Source organism: Trueperella bernardiae (genome assembly GCF_001469025.1).
Taxonomy (GTDB): Bacteria; Actinomycetota; Actinomycetes; order Actinomycetales; family Actinomycetaceae; genus Trueperella; species Trueperella bernardiae.
Map to the genome: position 1 here is coordinate 1 of NZ_LNIZ01000002.1, position 17,615 is coordinate 17,615.

12 protein-coding genes are annotated in these 17,615 nt (G+C 65.2%); 5 read left to right on the forward strand and 7 right to left on the reverse strand.

The window, feature by feature from the left end; all coding sequences use genetic code 11:
- The 5 genes from AQZ59_RS02060 to AQZ59_RS02080 all read right to left on the reverse strand — a co-directional run.
- Nucleotides 1–2,301: Ig domain-containing protein (locus tag AQZ59_RS02060; protein ID WP_201783134.1), on the reverse strand; the 2,301-nt coding region annotated here is incomplete at its 3' end.
- A 700-nt stretch (nucleotides 2,302–3,001) separates the two neighbouring features.
- A complete protein-coding gene (locus AQZ59_RS02065) occupies nucleotides 3,002–3,763 on the reverse strand; it encodes a copper homeostasis protein CutC (protein WP_062612710.1) in 762 nt (253 codons plus the stop codon).
- Nucleotides 3,757–5,220: a M81 family metallopeptidase gene (locus AQZ59_RS02070; protein ID WP_062612712.1), complete on the reverse strand. Its 1,464-nt coding sequence runs from the start codon at nucleotides 5,218–5,220 to the stop codon at nucleotides 3,757–3,759. Before AQZ59_RS02070 ends, AQZ59_RS02065 begins: the two co-directional genes overlap by 7 nt.
- 3 nt (nucleotides 5,221–5,223) lie before the next feature.
- The gene (locus AQZ59_RS02075; RefSeq protein ID WP_082661087.1) at nucleotides 5,224–6,513 is read right to left on the reverse strand and encodes an alpha-L-fucosidase; all 1,290 of its coding nucleotides are present in this window, start codon (nucleotides 6,511–6,513) and stop codon (nucleotides 5,224–5,226) included.
- Between the two features lie 11 nt (nucleotides 6,514–6,524).
- Nucleotides 6,525–7,685: an ROK family protein gene (locus AQZ59_RS02080; protein ID WP_062612716.1), complete on the reverse strand. Its 1,161-nt coding sequence runs from the start codon at nucleotides 7,683–7,685 to the stop codon at nucleotides 6,525–6,527.
- A gap of 189 nt (nucleotides 7,686–7,874) precedes the next feature.
- On the opposite strand from AQZ59_RS02080, the gene AQZ59_RS02085 reads away from it, so the two are divergent.
- From AQZ59_RS02085 to AQZ59_RS02100, 4 genes are read left to right on the forward strand one after another with little or no spacing between them, the layout of a single operon-like run.
- A complete protein-coding gene (locus AQZ59_RS02085; protein WP_062612718.1) occupies nucleotides 7,875–9,680 on the forward strand; it encodes a peptide ABC transporter substrate-binding protein in 1,806 nt (601 codons plus the stop codon).
- Between the two features lie 52 nt (nucleotides 9,681–9,732).
- The gene (locus AQZ59_RS02090; RefSeq protein WP_062612721.1) at nucleotides 9,733–10,692 is read left to right on the forward strand and encodes an ABC transporter permease; all 960 of its coding nucleotides are present in this window, start codon (nucleotides 9,733–9,735) and stop codon (nucleotides 10,690–10,692) included.
- Nucleotides 10,689–11,678, forward strand: coding sequence for an ABC transporter permease (locus tag AQZ59_RS02095; RefSeq protein ID WP_082661088.1), 990 nt, complete (start codon nucleotides 10,689–10,691; stop codon nucleotides 11,676–11,678). Before AQZ59_RS02090 ends, AQZ59_RS02095 begins: the two co-directional genes overlap by 4 nt.
- 2 nt (nucleotides 11,679–11,680) lie before the next feature.
- Nucleotides 11,681–13,750: an ABC transporter ATP-binding protein gene (locus AQZ59_RS02100; RefSeq protein WP_062612723.1), complete on the forward strand. Its 2,070-nt coding sequence runs from the start codon at nucleotides 11,681–11,683 to the stop codon at nucleotides 13,748–13,750.
- A gap of 217 nt (nucleotides 13,751–13,967) precedes the next feature.
- On the opposite strand, the gene AQZ59_RS02105 is transcribed toward AQZ59_RS02100, so the two are convergent.
- Together AQZ59_RS02105 and AQZ59_RS02110 are read right to left on the reverse strand one after the other, a co-directional pair.
- A complete protein-coding gene (locus AQZ59_RS02105) occupies nucleotides 13,968–14,879 on the reverse strand; it encodes an ROK family protein (RefSeq protein ID WP_062612725.1) in 912 nt (303 codons plus the stop codon).
- Complete coding sequence (locus tag AQZ59_RS02110) at nucleotides 14,876–16,048, reverse strand: ROK family protein (protein WP_145989883.1); 1,173 nt, start codon at nucleotides 16,046–16,048, stop codon at nucleotides 14,876–14,878. Before AQZ59_RS02110 ends, AQZ59_RS02105 begins: the two co-directional genes overlap by 4 nt.
- Nucleotides 16,049–16,278: 230 nt before the next feature.
- Here AQZ59_RS02110 and AQZ59_RS02115 point away from each other — a divergent pair, with 230 nt between their 5' ends.
- Nucleotides 16,279–17,613, forward strand: coding sequence for an ABC transporter substrate-binding protein (locus AQZ59_RS02115; RefSeq protein WP_062612729.1), 1,335 nt, complete (start codon nucleotides 16,279–16,281; stop codon nucleotides 17,611–17,613).
- Nucleotides 17,614–17,615: the final 2 nt, after the last annotated feature.

Genomic DNA, 17,615 nt, shown 5'->3' on the forward strand with positions numbered 1-17,615 from the left:
CGTGCCATCCGTGTCCTTCTTCGAGAAGGTCGGGGTCACAGTGGCGGTCTTACCAGCCTCAACCGTCGAATCGGCGTAAGCCGGCTCGAACAGCTGAGCAAGCGAACAACCATTCTCATCGACCTTCTCGCCCTTCGGCGTATCCGGGCACTGATCCTCACCCGGCTTCGGGTTATCCGGATCAGCCGGATCCGGAACCCCATCGCCATCCGAGTCGCCGGCAACCACCGGCAACGGAACAATATCCGTAACGTCCTTGGTTTCCGTCCCATTCGGAGTCTCGCGCGTCACGGTGTAGGTGACGGTGACGTTCGGCTGTTGCTCGTCAGCGGTGACGATCTCGGTCGGAGTGCCGGTGATCGTCTTCGTGTCTGCGTTATAAGTCAGACCCGCGGGCAGGTTGTCCACCGACTTGATCTCGCCCAGCGTGTAGCCGGAGTCCTCAAATCCGGTCGGCGTGACTTCCTGGTTGTATTCGGTGCCGCGAACGCCCGCCATGAGCGGGGTGTCCGTGACAACGACGATGTAGGTGCGCGCAAGACGGACGTCGACGGGGTCGGCGCCATTGCGCGGAACGGAAGCGTTTCCAGTCACCTTCACGAGGAAGCGGCCGGTCTCGGTCGGCTTGCCCGTGATCTTGCCGGTGTCGGGATCCATGCTCAGGCCGTCAGGCAGGCCGTCAGCGGTGAGCCCAGAGAGGGTCGTCCCGTCCGGTGCCTTGGGAAGTGCTTCCTCATCGTAGTCGGAGTACTTCGAGCCCCACGGCAGCTCGGTGCCGCGCGTGGCGAGGAAAGCGTCCGAACCGAGAGACGCACCCCTCTTACCATCGTTCACGCCGTACAGGGTGGCGGTGTAGACCGTGTCGGCGGCCAGGTCGGCGGGGACCTGGTAGTCACACGAGGCAAGGCTCAGGTTCGTGTCCGGCGTGAGACCCGTACACTCGTGGACCTGGTTTCCCTTTTGGTCCGTCCAGACGATGTCGTAGGTGAGGTTCTCGTTCGTCAGCACGCCGCCGGTGTACGTCTTGGCGGTGTCGCCAGGCGCGGCAGGGTTGAGCTGGGTGTCGTAGTTGACGACGTCGAACTCGAGTGGCGCCGGGGACAGAAGGATGTCCGCCAAAGTCACACTGTCGATCGTGCCGCCGACGGCGAATCCAACCTGGCCGAAGTTGGCACCGTTCCAGGTTCCGCGCCCATCGACACGCTGCCAGCGCTGGATCGACCACGGCGACATGACGCCAACGTTGTTCGGAAGATCAACCGGGGCGACGTACATCCAGTCCCAGTTGGTGTGCTTGGATTGCAGGTTACCGTTCAGGAACGAGCCCGTGTCCCACGAGTCGGCCAACTTATGACACTTATCACCAGTGATGCCACAGGCGTTAGCCGAGTTTCCGTAGATGCCACGGAAGTACAGCTGGTACTTCCCGTCCGCGCCCGTCGTTGCGGTGACGGTCTCTGCAACCCAAGTGGGATCAGCCTTAATCTGCTCGCTGATCCAGGCCTGCAGCGAGTTCTCGTCGGTCGCGGTCCAGCCGTTTCCACGCAGGGTCTTGCCCGCGAAGGCCGCAGCAGCGTGCACCTTAATCGCGGCGACCGCCTCATCGCTGAGGTAAGATCCCTGGATCGTGATTCCAGAGAGCGGGTAGTCCGCTCCGCCCTGGTAGAGCATCGACGTGGAGAAGTCTATGGCGCCGTTGGGAACGTTTGCGTTCCAGAACACGGTTCCGCCAACAGAGCCATCAAGACCCTTGCCGACGTTATTACCCTCGCCGGAAACAGCCCAATCATTACGATCCGGCTTGGCCAGGGCGTTGTCCGTGTTCTTGGCATAGTTAATGTAGACGCCGCGGATGGAGGACTTTCCGGAATCCCAGGTCGCCATCACAGTGTTATCAAGCGTGGGATCAGCGGGTAGCCACGACGTTGCGTAGTGGTTGATGAGCCGGTAATCGGCCTTGGTTCCGTCAGGAAGCTCGGCCCAGATGCGAACCTTCTCCCACCAACCGAGGCGCGAGTCGTTGCCCGCGAGATCCTTCGTGCCGGGGGCGCCGGCGTCGACCCGCCCCTCGAAGTAGCGCACGCGCCCGATCGAATCAAAGTAGGGCTTCATGTCGATCGAGAAGTTACCCTGAGCGTCCGCAGTGGAGTAGTAGATCGGGGAGTAGCTGTAGGGGAAGTCAGCGTTGCCGGCGCCCTCTCGCCACTGCACGTAGACCTTCACACCCTCGATGGGTCCGGTGTACTCAAAACCGGTGTTATTCGATGCGTAGGATTCGATGAAACGCGTCGTGCCCGACACGGTGTAGGGAGCATTTCCCTTCCCCGTCGACTCGATCGCCGTCCCAGTCGACCGTACGGCCGTAGTTCCACCGGAACCGTCAGGAGCGGGGGCCGCTACGGCGCCCCCCTCCTGCAAGCCCGGTAGCGATGATTGCCGTTGTGCCTACGACAGCCATCGCCTTCCTTACTATCCGAGAGATCACAAATCTCTCCTTCCTCTCAATTTGGATTCGAATTGAGCTCGTTCACTGCCCAATCGGTGCGTACATCAGTAGAATCGTGAATCACTTGCCTAATGGGCAACCTGTGGCAACCAAAAGACTCGCCTTGAGAGCCCCCTCCCCCACAAAACCATACGATAGCCATGCGCATGAAATTAGCGCTGGATTGATTCCAGTATACTAAGTGCCGCCGTCGCAGATCCAGCATTGCCGTCAAAACGGACAAAATCACAGCTCAGAGCCCTGTCCGACATCTCACACACCAAACAGGGCACTGAATCCACGGGAAACCCTTACTAATAACAGGTGATATAGTGCGTTCCGCGTCACACCGGCGCTGACAGCTCGCGCCCCTCATCGATCGCGCTACGAGCCCAGGCTGGCTTATCTCGGTTCGGGCCGCTGGCCGGTTCAACCGGCCGCGAATTAAGAAAACCCGGACGATTGTGGGGCGACCTCACCATAAACGAAGATCGCCCCACAACCGTCCAGTCCGCTTTAGTCGCCGTGTACCTGCGCCCCGCGGATCACGGCGCGGGCCGCCCGCACCAGCTCCCCGTCCGTCACCGACCGCACGCTCTGCCCCCCACCCGGGCCGGTCGGGCCCGTAGGGATCTGGCGGCGGGCCGACATGTGAAACTCCTCGACCCCGGCCTCACGCAGGGCAGGAATCGCCTCCAGGGCCACGCCCCCGCCAGCCATGACCGTGACACCCGCACCCAGCCGATCCAACTCGGCCTTCAACTGCGCGAGCACGGGAGCGCCGTCACCGGCACGGGACTTGCCGCCCGAGCTCAGCACGCGCGTCACGCCGCCCACCTCTGCCAGCTGGCGCGCCACCTCCGCCGGGCCGACCCCGGCGCCAAACAGCACATCCACGCACCGGTGAACCACCACGTCCACCTCCGGGTTGCGCTCCCTGGCCACCTCGGCCCACTGGCGCAGCCGCGCCACGTCCAGCTCAAGGCCCGCAGGCCCCTCGCGCAACGCGCCCACCACCACGGCTGCGGCCCCGCGGGAGACCACCCACCGCACGTCGTTGGCGATGACCGCGGCCTCGGCGTCGTCGTAAACGAAGTCACCCGCGCGCGGACGGACGAGCACGCAAACGGGGATGCCCTCCACTACGCACGCCTCCACCATCGCAAGCGACGGGGTCAGGCCCCCGACCTCCAGGGCGCTGCACGCCTCCACCCGGTCGGCGCCCTCCTCCCGCGCAATCCGCGCGCCCGCGGCGTCCTGCACTGCAATCTCTAGCACGTGACCTGTGCCTCCCACTCAAAACCTTCATCAAAAGGATACATCGGGCGGTCGATGCGCGAATGACCCAGCCGCACCAAATCTTGATCCACACCGCCCGGCGTGAGCGCCATCTTCCACGCCGCCGCCATCTCATACAGGTCAGGTTCGAGGTAACCGATCTTCACCACCACCACGTCCGCCTCGCGCGGCTTGAGCCCCGCGATCGTAAACGCCTCCTCGGTGGCGTACTGCATGCGGTTCTGCGTCACGACGACGACCGCGCCGCTCGGCCCGCCCTCCCCCAACGGCCTCAACACGGCGACCTCGCCCGCCCGCGGGTCGACGGCCAGGTTCTCCACCTGCACGCTCAGGGCCAGCGTGCCCGGCTCGCGGGCGTCAATCTTCCCGCCGAGCTGCACCTCGATCCGGGCGCCCACGCCCGCCTCGGCCGCGAGCGCCACCGTGGCGGCGTCGTGAATCGAGGCAAAGATCGCGGACAGCTCGCCGGCCGCCACCGGCTGGAAGGTCAAGAGACGCCAGAGGGCGAAGGTGACGTCATCAGCGCCGCCGGCACCCGGATTGTCACCCGTGTCGGAGATGAAGGTCGGGCGGGCGGCCGTCCGCGCCCACTCCAAGCAGCCGTCCATCGAGTCCACCGGCGCCACGAAGCCAAACTCCTCATGGCGGGCCCAGATCTCCCGCGCGTAATCACGGGCCACCCCGGACACCCGCTCCTGGTCATCGCCCGTGACCACCACCGCCGCCTTGCACCGCGGCTGGTCCGCCCAGGCGAACCCGATCCAGAAACCCACATCCAGGATCCCCGGCATCGCCTCCAGATGCGGAATGCGCCCATAGAGGGAAGCGGCCGGCTCAAGGCGAGTGGATGTGCGTTCACCCGGCAAAAGAAAAGGCATGTGCACCAGCGCCTTCGCCGGCTTGCCCAGCCCGCTCAGCAAGCGCGTGACGAGATTCTTCATCGCGCGTCGGCGGGATTCGAGGGCGTCGACGTGCGGGGCCTCCCGGTAGGTGGTCAGCAGGTCACACCCCGCGAACAGCGCCTCGGAGACATTTCCATGCAGATCTGTGGACAGGGAGACCATCGGCTCCGGCCCGATCACGGCGCGGATCGCGGTGATCAGGTCGCCCTCGGCGTCGTCGAGCCCCGCTACGCTCATGGCGCCATGGACGTCAAAGAAGAAGCCATCAAGCGGCGCTTGGTCCGTAAGGACGGCGAGCCCGTCCAAGATCTCCGCCTTCCATACCTCATACGTGGCCCGCTCCAGCACGCCACCGGGCAACGCTCGCGCGTGGAAGATTGGAAGCCACGTCACCGCCTTGCTCCACGTCTCGTGGATCCAGCCGTAGCGCCCCAGCACCTCCTCACCGCGCGTGATCTCGAAGTCCTCCGCCACCGCCGGCTGCGGCGAGAACGTGGATGACTCGATGTGGATACCTGCGATTGCGATGCGCATGACTTACCTTTCAACGATGAGAGCGACGGGGAAAGAGGAGGTCGGCGCCGGGCACGACGCCGGGATACGGCTACCGTCCGGGGCGAGCCAGAAGGCGCGCGCAAGGTCGGCGGCGCCAGCCGAGCCGGCGGCCTCGCCTTCGCGGACGAAATAGGCCGTCGCGCCCGGAGTGAGCAGGGAGAAGGGCGCAGGCCCGGGCGTAGAGGCGTAGATGTAGCGCCCGTAGGTCCTCATCCACTCACCGAGCTCGGCAATCACGCGGGCCTGGTACGGGTCGAGCGAGCCGTCGGCGCGCGGGCCCACATTGAGCAGGAGGTTGCCGCCGTGGGAGGCGACGTCGACGAGTAGCCAGGCCGCCTCGGCTCCGCTGAGCCGGTCGGCGGGGTTGTCGTTGCGGTTGTACCCAAACGAGCGGTTCAGGCCGCGAGTAGACTCCCACATTTCCGGAAGCGGTTCGTCCACCTGCGTGTACTCGCGGGTCAGGTAGCCATGGAAGGGGATCCCCCAGCGGTCGTTGATCGTGGCCTCATGCTCGGCCAGATAGCGGGTGAGGATGGCGGACAAACCCCACTCCTCCGGCCCCTTGCCGGCGTCGGGCCAGTCGATGTCGTTCCACAAAAGGTCCGGATGGAAGCGGTCGATCAGCTCGCTCAGCTGGCCGGCGGCATAGCGGGCAAAGGCCTCGTCATTGCGACGAAAGGCGAAAAGGTCCTCGTCCGAGCGGATGGGCGGGAGGTGCGACACGTGCCAGTCGAGTGCGCCGGAGAAGTACAGGCCGAGCCGGGCGCCGGCCGCCCGGGTGGCGTCCGCGACCACGGAGATGACGTCCGGGCCACCACGCGAGACGGAGGAAAACGGCGTCGTTGCCGTGTCCCACAGGCAAAAGCCGTCATGATGCTTCGTGGTCGGCACGATGTAGCGCCCGCCCGCCGCCACCAACGTGGCGACCAGGTTGGCCACGTTCTCCGGCGAGGGCGCAAAGCGAAAGGCGAGGTCCTCGTAGCTGGTGCCGACCCCGAAGGTCTCCTCATGCCACGTCGCACACGGCGAGCCAGGGATGCGCACCGTATTGGCGTACCACTCCGCATACTCGTGATAGTCGTAAGCCAACTCGGGCGGCGTCTTGCGGCCCGCCTCGCGCCGGTAGGCCCAACCCGGCATCGAATAGATGCCCAGGTGGATAAAGAAGCCGAGCTTAGCCTCTGTGAACCACTGCGGCACTTCGTGTGCCGGGTAGGTGGTGCGGGCGGCCAAGTCTGCAGGGCCGGTTCGATGTTCAAACGTGTTATCCATAATCTCTCCCGTCACTGCACCGGAGCGCTGACCACCAGGTCATGGGCGCTGCGGGCTATCCCCGTCAGCGCCGAATTCGCGCCCAGGCTCGCCGCCTCGATCCGTAGCCGTTCCGTCGCCATCGGCACCGCCGAGCCCAGCAGCGAAACCCGAAACGCGTTCATGAAAGCGGTCAGCTCGCTCATCGCCCCGCCCACCACCACGTCACAGGGGTTGACGAAACTAATCAGCGGCCCGAGCGCCTTACCCACCAGCATCCCCGAATTGCGGATCAGCTGGGTGATGTGCGGGAACTGATTCTGGCCCGCCTCCACCAGCTCCGCCATCGAGCCCAGCTCCATGAACTGCGCCGCGTCCCGGCGAATTGCCGCGCCCGACGCCACGGTTTCCAAGCAGCCCGACTTCCCGCACCCGCACACAAACGGCGAATCCTCCACCACGCGCGCATGGGAGACGTCGCCAGCGATGCCCATCCCGCCCGTGTAAATCTTGCCGTCGATCACCAGCGCGCCGCCGATCCCGGAACCGGCCTTAATGTAGAGCAGTGGCTGGTGTTCCGGGCCGCGCACACTCGCCTCGCCAAGCGCCGCCGCCCGCGCGTCGTTCTCCACCACGCAATCCACGTCCGCCAGCTCGGCAACGATCGCACGCACGTCGGCGTCGTGCCACCCCGGCATGCGCGAGGGCAAGACGATGCGCCGTGTGCTCGCGTCAACCGGGCCGGGAACCGCGATGCCGGCAGCGAGGATGTCGGCGCCGGGAAACTCGCGGTCGCGCAGTTCGCGCCACAGGTCCACCAGGCGTTGGAGGACAGGGCGCGGGCCGGGGGCGAGGTCGATCGGCACCTCCTGCGCCTCCACGATCGGGCCGACGTGATCGGAGAGCGCGTAACGGATGTGGCTTGTGCCGATTTCCGCGGCCGCAACGAGCACGGGCGGGGCGATGCTCTCCAGCTGGGTGGAGCGCCGGCCGCGAGCGGGGGAGGCGGGTTCCACCTCGCGCACGCGCTCCTGGCTGACCAGCGAGCGGGCAATGTTCGACGCCGTCGACGACGACACGCCGAGCTTCTCGCTCAGGTCCGAACGGTTCTTGGCCGCGCCTGCGCGAATGAGCCGGTAGGCGGACTCAAGCAGATCGGGGCTCACAGTAGCAAAACCCTGTTCGCTAGCCATGGATGCCTCACTTCATCGACGACGGTTGTGTTTCCTATATCACCACTAAGATCCAAACAACGCAATTGATTTTCTAAACTGGCAAGAGGTTTTCCAAAAACCCCACACTCTGGATCACATCCTGCTATTTTGGAAACAATCCCAGGGTTTGTGCCACACGGCACAAAACGTGAGTCAAAGGAGGCACACATGACCCGCGCATCACGGCGAGCTAGCATCGTCGCCACCGTGGCAGGCGTCGCCCTGCTCCTGTCCGCCTGCGGCAGTGGAAGCTCGTCCACGCCCTCAGGCGCCACCAATCCATCAGGCTCCGCCGCCGGTGACGGATCGACCGTCACCGTCGCCATGGACACCCCCACGTGGATCTTCCCCATCTCCGCCCCCGGCAAGACGCAGGGCGAAAACGGCATCTTCATCGAGATGCTCTACCCCTCGATGTACTCCTTCACCCTCGACGGTGAGCACGCCTACAACATCGACGAAAAGCGTTCCATCGCCAACATCCCCGAGATCAGCGACGACGGGCTGACCTACACCATCACCCTCAAAGATCGCACCTGGTCCGACGGCGAAAAGCTCACCACCAAGGACATCGACTTCTGGTACAACCTTGTCCTCAACAACAAGGCCGATTGGGCCTCCTACCGCGAAGGCGGCTTCCCGGACAACGTCACCAGCTTCGAGATCGTCGACGACAAGACCTTCACCATCACCACCACCGAGCCCTTCTCCGGTGGCTACTTCGTGGGCAACCAGCTCAACTCCGTGCGGCCCATGCCCGCACACGCCTGGGCCAAGACCTCCGACGACGGCGAGATCGTCGACTTTACCGATCCGCAAAACGCCAAGGACATCTATGCCTATCTGCGTAGCGCCGCCGAGGATCCGGCCAACTACGCCAGCAACGCCCTGTGGCAGACCGTCTCCGGCCCCTGGAAGCTGACCTCCTACACGCCGTCCGGCGAGGTCGAGCTCGCCGCCAACGACTCCTACGACGGCACCGACCCGGCCACCTTCAGCCATGTCATCTACAAGCCCTTCACCTCCGACGACGCCGAATTCAACACCCTGCGCGCCGGCGGCATCGACTACGGTTACATCCCCGCCGGCAACATCTCCCAGCGGGACTACATCGAAGGTCAGGGCTACACCGTCTCCCCGTGGTACGGCTGGTCCATCACCTACATGCCGTTCAACTTCAACCACCCCAAGTCCGGGCCGATCTTCGCCCAGAAGTACGTGCGCCAAGCCATGCAGCAACTGATTGACCAGGAGACCATCTCCAAGGTCATCTGGAAGGGCATGGCGGCCCCCACCTGCGGGCCAGTCCCGCAGGAGCCCGGCGCCGCCGGCACCACCGAGGGCTGCGCCTACTCCTTCAATCCCGACGCCGCCCGAAAACTGCTCGAAGATCACGGCTGGGCCATCAACCCCGACGGCGTGACCACCTGTGAAAAGCCCGGCACCGGCGCCGGCCAGTGCGGCGAAGGAATCGAGGCGGGCGCAGAAATGCGCTTCACTCTTATCTCCCAGTCCGGCTTCACCGCCACCCACGACATGATGGCGGAGCTGAAGTCCCAGTTCGGCAAGCTCGGCATCGTGCTGGAGATCCAGGAGGTTCCCGACTCGGTGGCCGTCTCGCAGGTGTGCAAGAAGGACGACCCCAACTGTGAATGGGATCTATCCTTCTTCGGCTCCGAAGGCTCCTGGTACTACCCGCCCTTCGCCTCGGGCCAGCGCCTGTTCGCCACCGGCGCGCCGGTTAACCTCGGCGCCTACTCCAACCCGGAGGCGGATAAGCTCATCGACGCCACCCTCGTCTCCTCCGACGAGTCGGCAATGAAGGACTACAACGACTTCCTTGCCGAAGACCTGCCCGTCCTGTGGATGCCGAATCCGGTCAACCGGGTCTCGGCCTACAAGTCGGATATCTCCGGGATCGATCCGCAAGATCCGATGCTCGGCATGTACCCCCAAGATTGGACACGTAAGTAACACACGCTGACGGGCCGGCTGGCTTTCGCCAGCCGGCCCGCGAGGGGCAACTATGTGGCGATACATTCTTCAACGGCTCGGTCAGGCATTCGCGGTCATGCTCATCGTGACCTTCTTGACCTTCCTCCTTCTTCATCTTCTTCCCGGCGGCGCCGCCCGATCCGCGCTCGGCCTGGATGCCACGCAGGCGCAGATCGATGCCTACAACGCGCAGATGGGCTACGACCAGCCCTTCCTCACGCAGTTCGGCCTCTACGTCCAGCGCCTCCTGAGCGGCGACCTCGGATACTCCTTCCGGCTCAACCAGCCGGTAGCCGACGTCATCCTCCAGCGCCTGCCCAAGACCATCCTGCTGAGCCTTCTCGCCACCACCCTCGCCGTCATCATCTCCATCCCACTCGGCGCCATCCAGGCCGTCTACCGCAACACCAAGGTCGACTACGCCATCACTGGGATCGCGCTCCTGGCCTACGCCACCCCGCTGTTCTTCCTCGGCATCATCTTCATCGTGGTCTTCTCCCAGTGGTGGCCAATCCTTCCCCCGCAAGCCCCGCAAGGCTTCACGGTCGCCGAGATCCTCAGCCAATGGAAGGGCCTCATCCTGCCGGTGGTGACCCTCGCCGTCGTCGCCCTCGCCGCGTTCACGCGCTACGTGCGCTCCACGATGGTCGACAACCTCAACGAAAACTACATCCGCACCGCCAAGGCCAAAGGCCTTTCCCCCTCGCGCGTGACCATCCGCCATGCTCTGCGCAACTCCCTCTTCCCCGTGATCACGCTACTCGGCATGTACATCCCCGCCCTCTTCTCCGGCGCGCTCGTGGTCGAACAGCTCTTCAACTATCCCGGCATGGGCCTCATGTTCTGGCAGGCAACCCAGACCCGCGACTACCCCATCCTCCTGGCCTCCACCCTCATCGTTTCCCTCGCCACCGTGATCGGCGCCCTCATCGCCGACATTCTCTACGCCGTGGCCGATCCCCGCGTCCGACTTTCTGGAGGTGACAAATGAGTGAGTCCATCAACGACGCGGTGGCCGGCGCCCCCGCCTCAAGCCGCAGTTCCTCGAGCCACAGTGCCGGCGTTGCCGGAGGTGGATCCGGCGGTGCTGCCGTCGTCGTCGGCGACGCCACGCACGCACGGCGCCAACTCGGCATCGGACGCCAAGGCATAGCCGTCTTCTTCGAGAACAAGCTCGCCGTCCTCGGCCTGTGCCTCGTGGTCGCCCTCATTCTCTTTTCATTCGTTGGCCCCCTGATCTACCACACCGATCAGGTCCACACCGACCTCGCACACGCCTACCTCGCCCCCGGCGAGCTCGGCCACCCGCTCGGCACTGATTCCGTCGGCTACGACCAGCTCGGCCGTCTCATGCTCGGCGGGCAGACCTCCCTCATCGTGGGCCTGTGCGCCGGCCTGCTCGCCACCGCCTTCGGCACCCTCTGGGGAGCCGCGGCAGGTTTCATCGGCGGCTGGGTCGACGCCGTCATGATGCGCCTCGTCGACGCCCTCATGTCGATCCCCGCGCTATTCCTGTTCATGCTGATCGCCACGATCATCACCCCCACAGTCCCGCTACTCGTGCTCGTCATCTCCGCGTTCGCGTGGCTCAACCCGGCGCGCATGGTCCGTGGTGACTCCATCGCATTGCGCTCGCGCGAGTTCATCCTCGCCATGAAGGGCATGGGCGGCTCCCCGGGGCGGGCCGTGCGCACCCACATCGTGCGAAACTCCATCGGTACCGTCATCGTCAACGCCACTTTCCAAGTCGCCGACGCCGTCCTGTACGTCGCCTACCTATCCTTCCTCGGACTGGGCGTTCCGCCGCCCGCAGCCAACTGGGGCGGCATGCTCTCCTCCGGCCTGTCCGAGGTCTACTCGGGCAACTGGTGGCTGATCCTTCCCCCCGGTATCGCGATCATCGTCCTGGTGCTTGCCTTCAACTTCGTTGGCGACGGCCTGCGTGACGCCTTCGAAGTGCGCTTGAGGAAGAGGTAGACATGGATACCCTGCTATCAATCGAGGACCTCTCGGTTCGCATCCCCCGCCGAAAAGACGAGGTTCAGCCGCTGTCCGGCGTCAACCTGACAGTCGGACGCGGGCAGACCCTCGGCATCGTCGGCGAATCCGGCTCCGGAAAGACCATGACGGCGCTCGCCCTCATGGGCCTCCTACCCTCCAACGGGTACGTCTCCTCCGGGCAGATCACCCTGGACGGCAAGGCGCTTGTGGGGATGGACGACGCCGAGTTGCGTCGCCTACGTGGCACCGAGGTGGGCATGATCTTCCAAGATCCCATGACCTCCCTCAACCCCACGATGACCATCGGCGACCAGATCGGCGAACCGCTGCGCGTCCACCACTCGGCGTCGAAGAAGGAGGCCTACGAGGCGGCCATCGACATCATGCGGCGCGTGGGGATGCCCCGACCCGACAAGATCGTCGGCGACTACCCCCACCAGCTCTCCGGTGGCATGCGTCAACGCGCGATGATCGCCATGGCCCTCATTTGCCGGCCCAAGCTCCTCATCGCCGACGAACCGACCACCGCCCTCGACGTCACCACCCAGATGCAGATCCTCGACCTCATCGACGACGTCAAGGACGAGTTCGGCTCCTCCGTCATCCTCGTCACCCACGACCTCGCGGTGGTAGCCGGGCGAGCGGACTCCGTGGCCGTCATGTACTCGGGGCGCGTGATGGAGCAGGCCCCCTCGCGCGAGCTGTTCACCAACCCGCGCCACCAGTACACGCGCGCCTTGCTCGCTGCACTACCCGAGCGCGCCCACAACGCCGACGCCGAGCTGTACTCGATCCCCGGCTCCCCGCTGGAGATCACCGAGGAGGTCACCGGGTGCCCGTTCGCGCCGCGTTGTGCCTTCGCCCAGGACGTGTGCCACACCGTGACACCGACGCTCGGGGAGGGCAGCCACAAGGTGGCCTGCCACTTCCCCGGCGGCAAGCCGCTTACCAACGAGCTACGGTCCGTGTCGCGCAACGATGCTCTCGATGAGAGCAAGCCGATTCTTCAGGTCAGCCACGTCTCGCGCAACTTCCCCGCCTACGGCGGCTCGCTCGTGCGGCGCAAGATCGGCACCGTCTCGGCTGTCTCCGACGTCTCCTTGACCATCTACGAGGGCGAGGTCTTCGGGGTGGTCGGCGAATCCGGGTGCGGCAAGTCCACGCTCGGCCGGCTCATCGCCGGGCTCGACGACGTCTCCGAAGGCGAGATCGAGGTGGGAGGCGTGCGACTCTGCGGCCTGCGCGGTAAGGAGCGGAAGAAGTTCCACGCCCAGGTCCAGATGATGTTCCAGGACTCCGCCGCCGCGATGGATCCGCGCATGCGGGTGGACGAGATCATTCTCGAGCCGCTCAACATTCAGAAGGTGGGCACCCGCGCCCAGCGCCACGACCGTGTGGCCGCCCTCGTGGAGCAGATCGGCCTACCAAGCGACGCCCTTTCCCGCTACCCGCACGAATTCTCCGGCGGCCAGCTCCAGCGCATCGGGCTCGCCCGCGTGCTCGCGCTGAACCCGCGGCTGATCGTGTGCGACGAGCCGGTCTCCGCCCTCGACGTCTCCGTTCAGGCTCAGGTGCTTAACCAGATGCGGGCCCTGCAACAGCGCTACTCGCTGGCCTACGTGTTCATCAGCCACGACCTGTCGGTGGTCCAGTACATGTCCGACCGCATCGCCGTCATGTACCTGGGCAAGATCGTGGAGTACGGCGACGCCGACAGCGTCGCCCGCCGCCCACTCCACCCCTACACGAAGGGGCTGGTGGACGCCGTCCCCCGCATCGAGGACGCCTTCACCGAGGAGGTCTCCCGCCTCAAGATCGACGGCGAGACCCCCTCCGCGATGGATCCGCCCAGCGGCTGCCGCTTCCGCACCCGCTGCCCCTTCGCCCAGGACATCTGCGCGGCGCAGGAGCCGGCGCTGCGAAAGCTCCGTACAGGGCAGGGCAACGACCAGTTTGTGGCCTGCCACTTCCCGCTGGTGGACGGCGTGCAGGCCCGAGTCACGTCGGCTATTGCTGGGTCGGGGCCGGGTGTTGCCGGGCGGGCGTAGGCTCTGAGTTTGAGTGTCCCCGCAGGCCGCTTCACCGCGGCCGCCCGGAAATCCCGCGCGCTCTGCCGGCCTGCCCCGACACTTCACGTGAACATACCGGCCACCGATCGCTATACGCGCCCGGCAGGCCCCAGATTCCTGAGTTGCGTCGGCCGCGGGTCTCCGGCTGTGGTCGAGGGTCCCCGGCTGCGGCCGGGGACCCTCGACCACCCCACGGTCACCGCGCGGTTGCGCCGAGGTCGGCCGCGCCGATGATTCCCGCGTCGTTGCCGAGGGAGGCCGCAACGATCTTCGCACACGGGAAGCCGCCCAGGCCCATCTGGCGGGTGTACTCCCGGCGCGTCGGCTCCAACAGCAGCTCCCCCGATTCGGACACACCGCCGCCAATAAGGAAGAGGTCCGGGTCGAAGATCATGCCAAGCGAGGCCATGCCGGCACCCAGTGCCGTGCCGATCTCCTCAAAGATTCCCAGCGCCACCGGGTCCCCCGCGAGCGCGAGGGGATCGACGTCGCGGGCCGTGGCCAGCCCGTTCGTGGCCGGCAGGCGTTCAGCCGCGAGCGCGTTCATCCGGCTACCCGAGCAGTACTGCTCCCAGCACCCCACACGTCCGCACCCGCACGGCAGTCCGCCCGGCTCGTAGGTGAAGTGCCCGAGCTCGCCAGCCAGGCCGTGCCTGCCCTCGAGCACCCGATCGCCGAAGATCAGCGCGCCTCCGATCCCGGTGCCCACCGTAATGGCCACCACCGAGTCATACCCTCGCGCCGCGCCGAATCGGTATTCGGCCCAAGCCGCGGCGTCGGCGTCGTTGACCAGGCGGACGGGAAGCCCAAGCGCTGAGGATAGCGGCGTGCGGACGTCCACGTCCGTCCAACGCAGGTTGGCCGAGGTGCGCACGACGCCGGCGTCCGAGTCCACCGTGCCGGCGAAGCCCACACCCACGCCGCCGATCTGGTCAAGGCCGAGGCCGTGCGCGCTGACGAGGGCCTTAACCTCGCGTGCCATGTCGGCGATCGTTGACTGCGGCGCCCCCGGATAGGAGGCGAACCTTTCCTTGGCGAGGATGTTTCCACCGTCAACGAGGCCGACGGCAATCTTCGTGCCGCCGACGTCGATTCCCACGCGCATCATTCATGCCTCCTAGGTCGATACTTCAGATGGCTAGTGTTGGATCCGATAAGCTTGAACGCCTCCCGCGCCACGCCCATGAGCGGGGCGTTCGCGCCGTTGGGTGCGATGTCAATGACGAGATCCTGGCTGGCGGTGGAGCTGGCAGTATCAAACACCGAGGCACGCAGGGAGCTCATGAACACGCCCAGCTGAGCGAGCGAACCTCCCACGTAGATCGCGCCGGGGTTAATGAAGTTGACGATCGGCCCCAAAGCCCGGCCAATCAGCTCCCCAGACTGGCGCACGTACGGGTTGATTTCTGGCATGTCGTTAAGCACGGCGTCGACGATCGGGCGGTCGCCGAGGTCGAGGCCCGCACTCAGCGCCCGCTCGCGAATCATGGCACCCGAGGCCACCGCCTCCAGACACCCGATGCGCCCACAGGCGCACAGGTTGTTGAGGTTGGGATCGACCCGCGCGTGGCTGATGTCTCCCGCGAAGCCGCCCGCGCCTTGGTAGAGCTCGCCGTTGATGACCACCGCCCCGCCGATGCCGGTACCCGCCTTGACGTAGATGTAAGAATCGGCGGACACGTAGGGCAGCTCCCCCACCGCGCATGCGCGCGTGTCGTTTTCCACCCATACGGGCAGGCCCGTCATCTCATTGAGGATCCCGCACAGGTCCGCCCCGTGCCAGCCGGGCATGCGGGCGGGTAGGACGAGCTTGCGCGTGATCGCTTCCACCGGGCTGGCCACGGACAGGCCGATCGCGCCAATCTTGCACTCCGCGAAGTGCTCCTCTCGTAGCTGATTCCACCGTTCGACCAGGGTGGCCATCACCTTTTCGGGCGGCGAAGGGGAATCGAAGACGATCTCTTTCGGTTCGCGCATCGGGTGGATGGAGTCCATGATGCCGAAGCGCAGGTGGTGGGCGCCGACCTCTGCCACCGCCACCACCTCGGCGGTGTCGATTGAGACAAGGATCTTTGCCGGCCGCCCGCCGGTGGACCTGTTCGATTCTATTTCCTTAATCAGCTCCTGTTCGATGAGGCTGCGGGCGACGTTCGACGCTGTCGACGACGAAATCCCCATCGAGTGCACCAAATCCGATCGACGCCGGGCAACGCCTGACTTGATCATTCCGTATGCGGTGTCTAGCAAGTCGGTGCTTACCGCAGGATTCTTCGCCACTTAAACTCCTCCTTGAGCCGTGGTATCCGCTCTAGAATCAGTGTATCCTCCTACGAGCCTTTTTCCAACTTGGCGAAACCATATCGTTATTATTTTGCAAATTGCACACTGCGTGGATGAAGTGTGTTAAGCTCGAGGTCAGTTGAGGCGCACCGAAGGCGATGTGCCAATACTGATTCGGAACCCGAATCTCGTCACCACGACACAACAATCCTCAAGGGGGAGGAAACATGACAAAACTTTCGTCAATCACTAAGGTCGGAGCCCTCTTTGCTTCGGGCGCCCTGATCCTCTCCGCCTGCTCAAACGGTGCAGGCGGCTCGGAGTCCACCACCACGCCCACCAGCGGCGGATCACAAACCTCCGCCTCCGGTGAACCCGTCACCATCGAGTACCTGCACCGCCTGCCCGACGGCGAAGGCATGGTCCCCGTCGCTGACATCGTCGCACGCTGGAACGAGGAGCACCCCGACATCCAGGTCACCTCCACCAAGTTCGACGGCGCCCCGGCCGACCTGATCAAGAAGGTCCAGACGGACGTCTCGGCCAACAACGCGGCCTGCCTCTTCCAGGCCGGATACGCCGATCTAGCCGAGCTCTACGTCGGCGGTCTCGTCCAGGACGTCACGCAGTACGCCACGAAGTACGCCGACAAGTTCGGTGATGGCCCGTTCGGCTCCATGCAGCTCGACGGCAAGTACTTCGGCCTGCCGCAGGACACCGGCCCGCTCGTCTACTACTACAACAAGGCCGCGTTCGAGGAGCTTGGCCTCAACGTTCCGACCACCTCGCAAGAGTTCATCGACACCGCCAAGAAGGCAGCCGAGAAGGGCAAGTACATTGCCACCTTCCAGACTGACGAGGCCGGCTCGATCTTCCCGGCACTGTCCGCGGCTGCTGGCGACCAGTGGTTCGCCATCGACGGCGATTCTTGGAAGATCGACGTCACGGGTAAGGGCACCTCGGCCGTCGCCGACTTCTGGCAGCAGCTGCTCGACGCGAAGGCTGCGCCCGTGATCGAGCGTTGGGGCGCTGACTGGAAGTCCAAGCTCAACGACGGCACCATCATCGGCACCATCGGCGCCGCGTGGGAGGCCCCGCTCCTCGCTGACGACATGGCCGGCTCCGACAACGTCGGCAAGTGGTCCATCGCCCAGCTGCCCGACTTCGGCAACGGCGGCGGCACCGGCCCCGATGGCGGCTCCGGCGTCGTCGTGTCCAAGACCTGCCAGTACCCCGAGCAGGCCATGGAGTTCAACGCCTGGTTCAACACCCAGGTTGACGACCTCGCCTCCCAGGGTCTCGTGGTCGCCGCGGCCGACAAGCCCGCCAACCCCAAGTACGCCTCCTTCTACGGCGATGAGGATGTACTCGCCCAGTTCGCCACCGCGAACGACGCGATGAAGCCCTTCCTCTACATCCCGGGTTGGTCGGCCGTGTGGAGCAACCTCGGTGAGAACGCCGCCGCCGCAGGCAGCGGGTCCAGCTCAGTGGCTGACGTGCTCAACCAGGCTGCCGACACCGCCAAGAAGGCCATCGAAAACGCCGGCCTGACGGTGAAGTAAGA

What these genes read in the sequence shown, in the direction of transcription:
- AQZ59_RS02070 (WP_062612712.1), bottom strand. Translation starts at nt 5,220, where the DNA reads ATGCGCATCGCAATCGCAGGTATCCACATCGAGTCATCCACGTTCTCG.
- AQZ59_RS02075 (WP_082661087.1), bottom strand. Translation starts at nt 6,513, where the DNA reads ATGGATAACACGTTTGAACATCGAACCGGCCCTGCAGACTTGGCCGCC.
- AQZ59_RS02080 (WP_062612716.1), bottom strand. Translation starts at nt 7,685, where the DNA reads ATGGCTAGCGAACAGGGTTTTGCTACTGTGAGCCCCGATCTGCTTGAG.
- AQZ59_RS02085 (WP_062612718.1), top strand. Translation starts at nt 7,875, where the DNA reads ATGACCCGCGCATCACGGCGAGCTAGCATCGTCGCCACCGTGGCAGGC.
- AQZ59_RS02090 (WP_062612721.1), top strand. Translation starts at nt 9,733, where the DNA reads ATGTGGCGATACATTCTTCAACGGCTCGGTCAGGCATTCGCGGTCATG.
- AQZ59_RS02095 (WP_082661088.1), top strand. Translation starts at nt 10,689, where the DNA reads ATGAGTGAGTCCATCAACGACGCGGTGGCCGGCGCCCCCGCCTCAAGC.
- AQZ59_RS02100 (WP_062612723.1), top strand. Translation starts at nt 11,681, where the DNA reads ATGGATACCCTGCTATCAATCGAGGACCTCTCGGTTCGCATCCCCCGC.
- AQZ59_RS02105 (WP_062612725.1), bottom strand. Translation starts at nt 14,879, where the DNA reads ATGATGCGCGTGGGAATCGACGTCGGCGGCACGAAGATTGCCGTCGGC.
- AQZ59_RS02115 (WP_062612729.1), top strand. Translation starts at nt 16,279, where the DNA reads ATGACAAAACTTTCGTCAATCACTAAGGTCGGAGCCCTCTTTGCTTCG.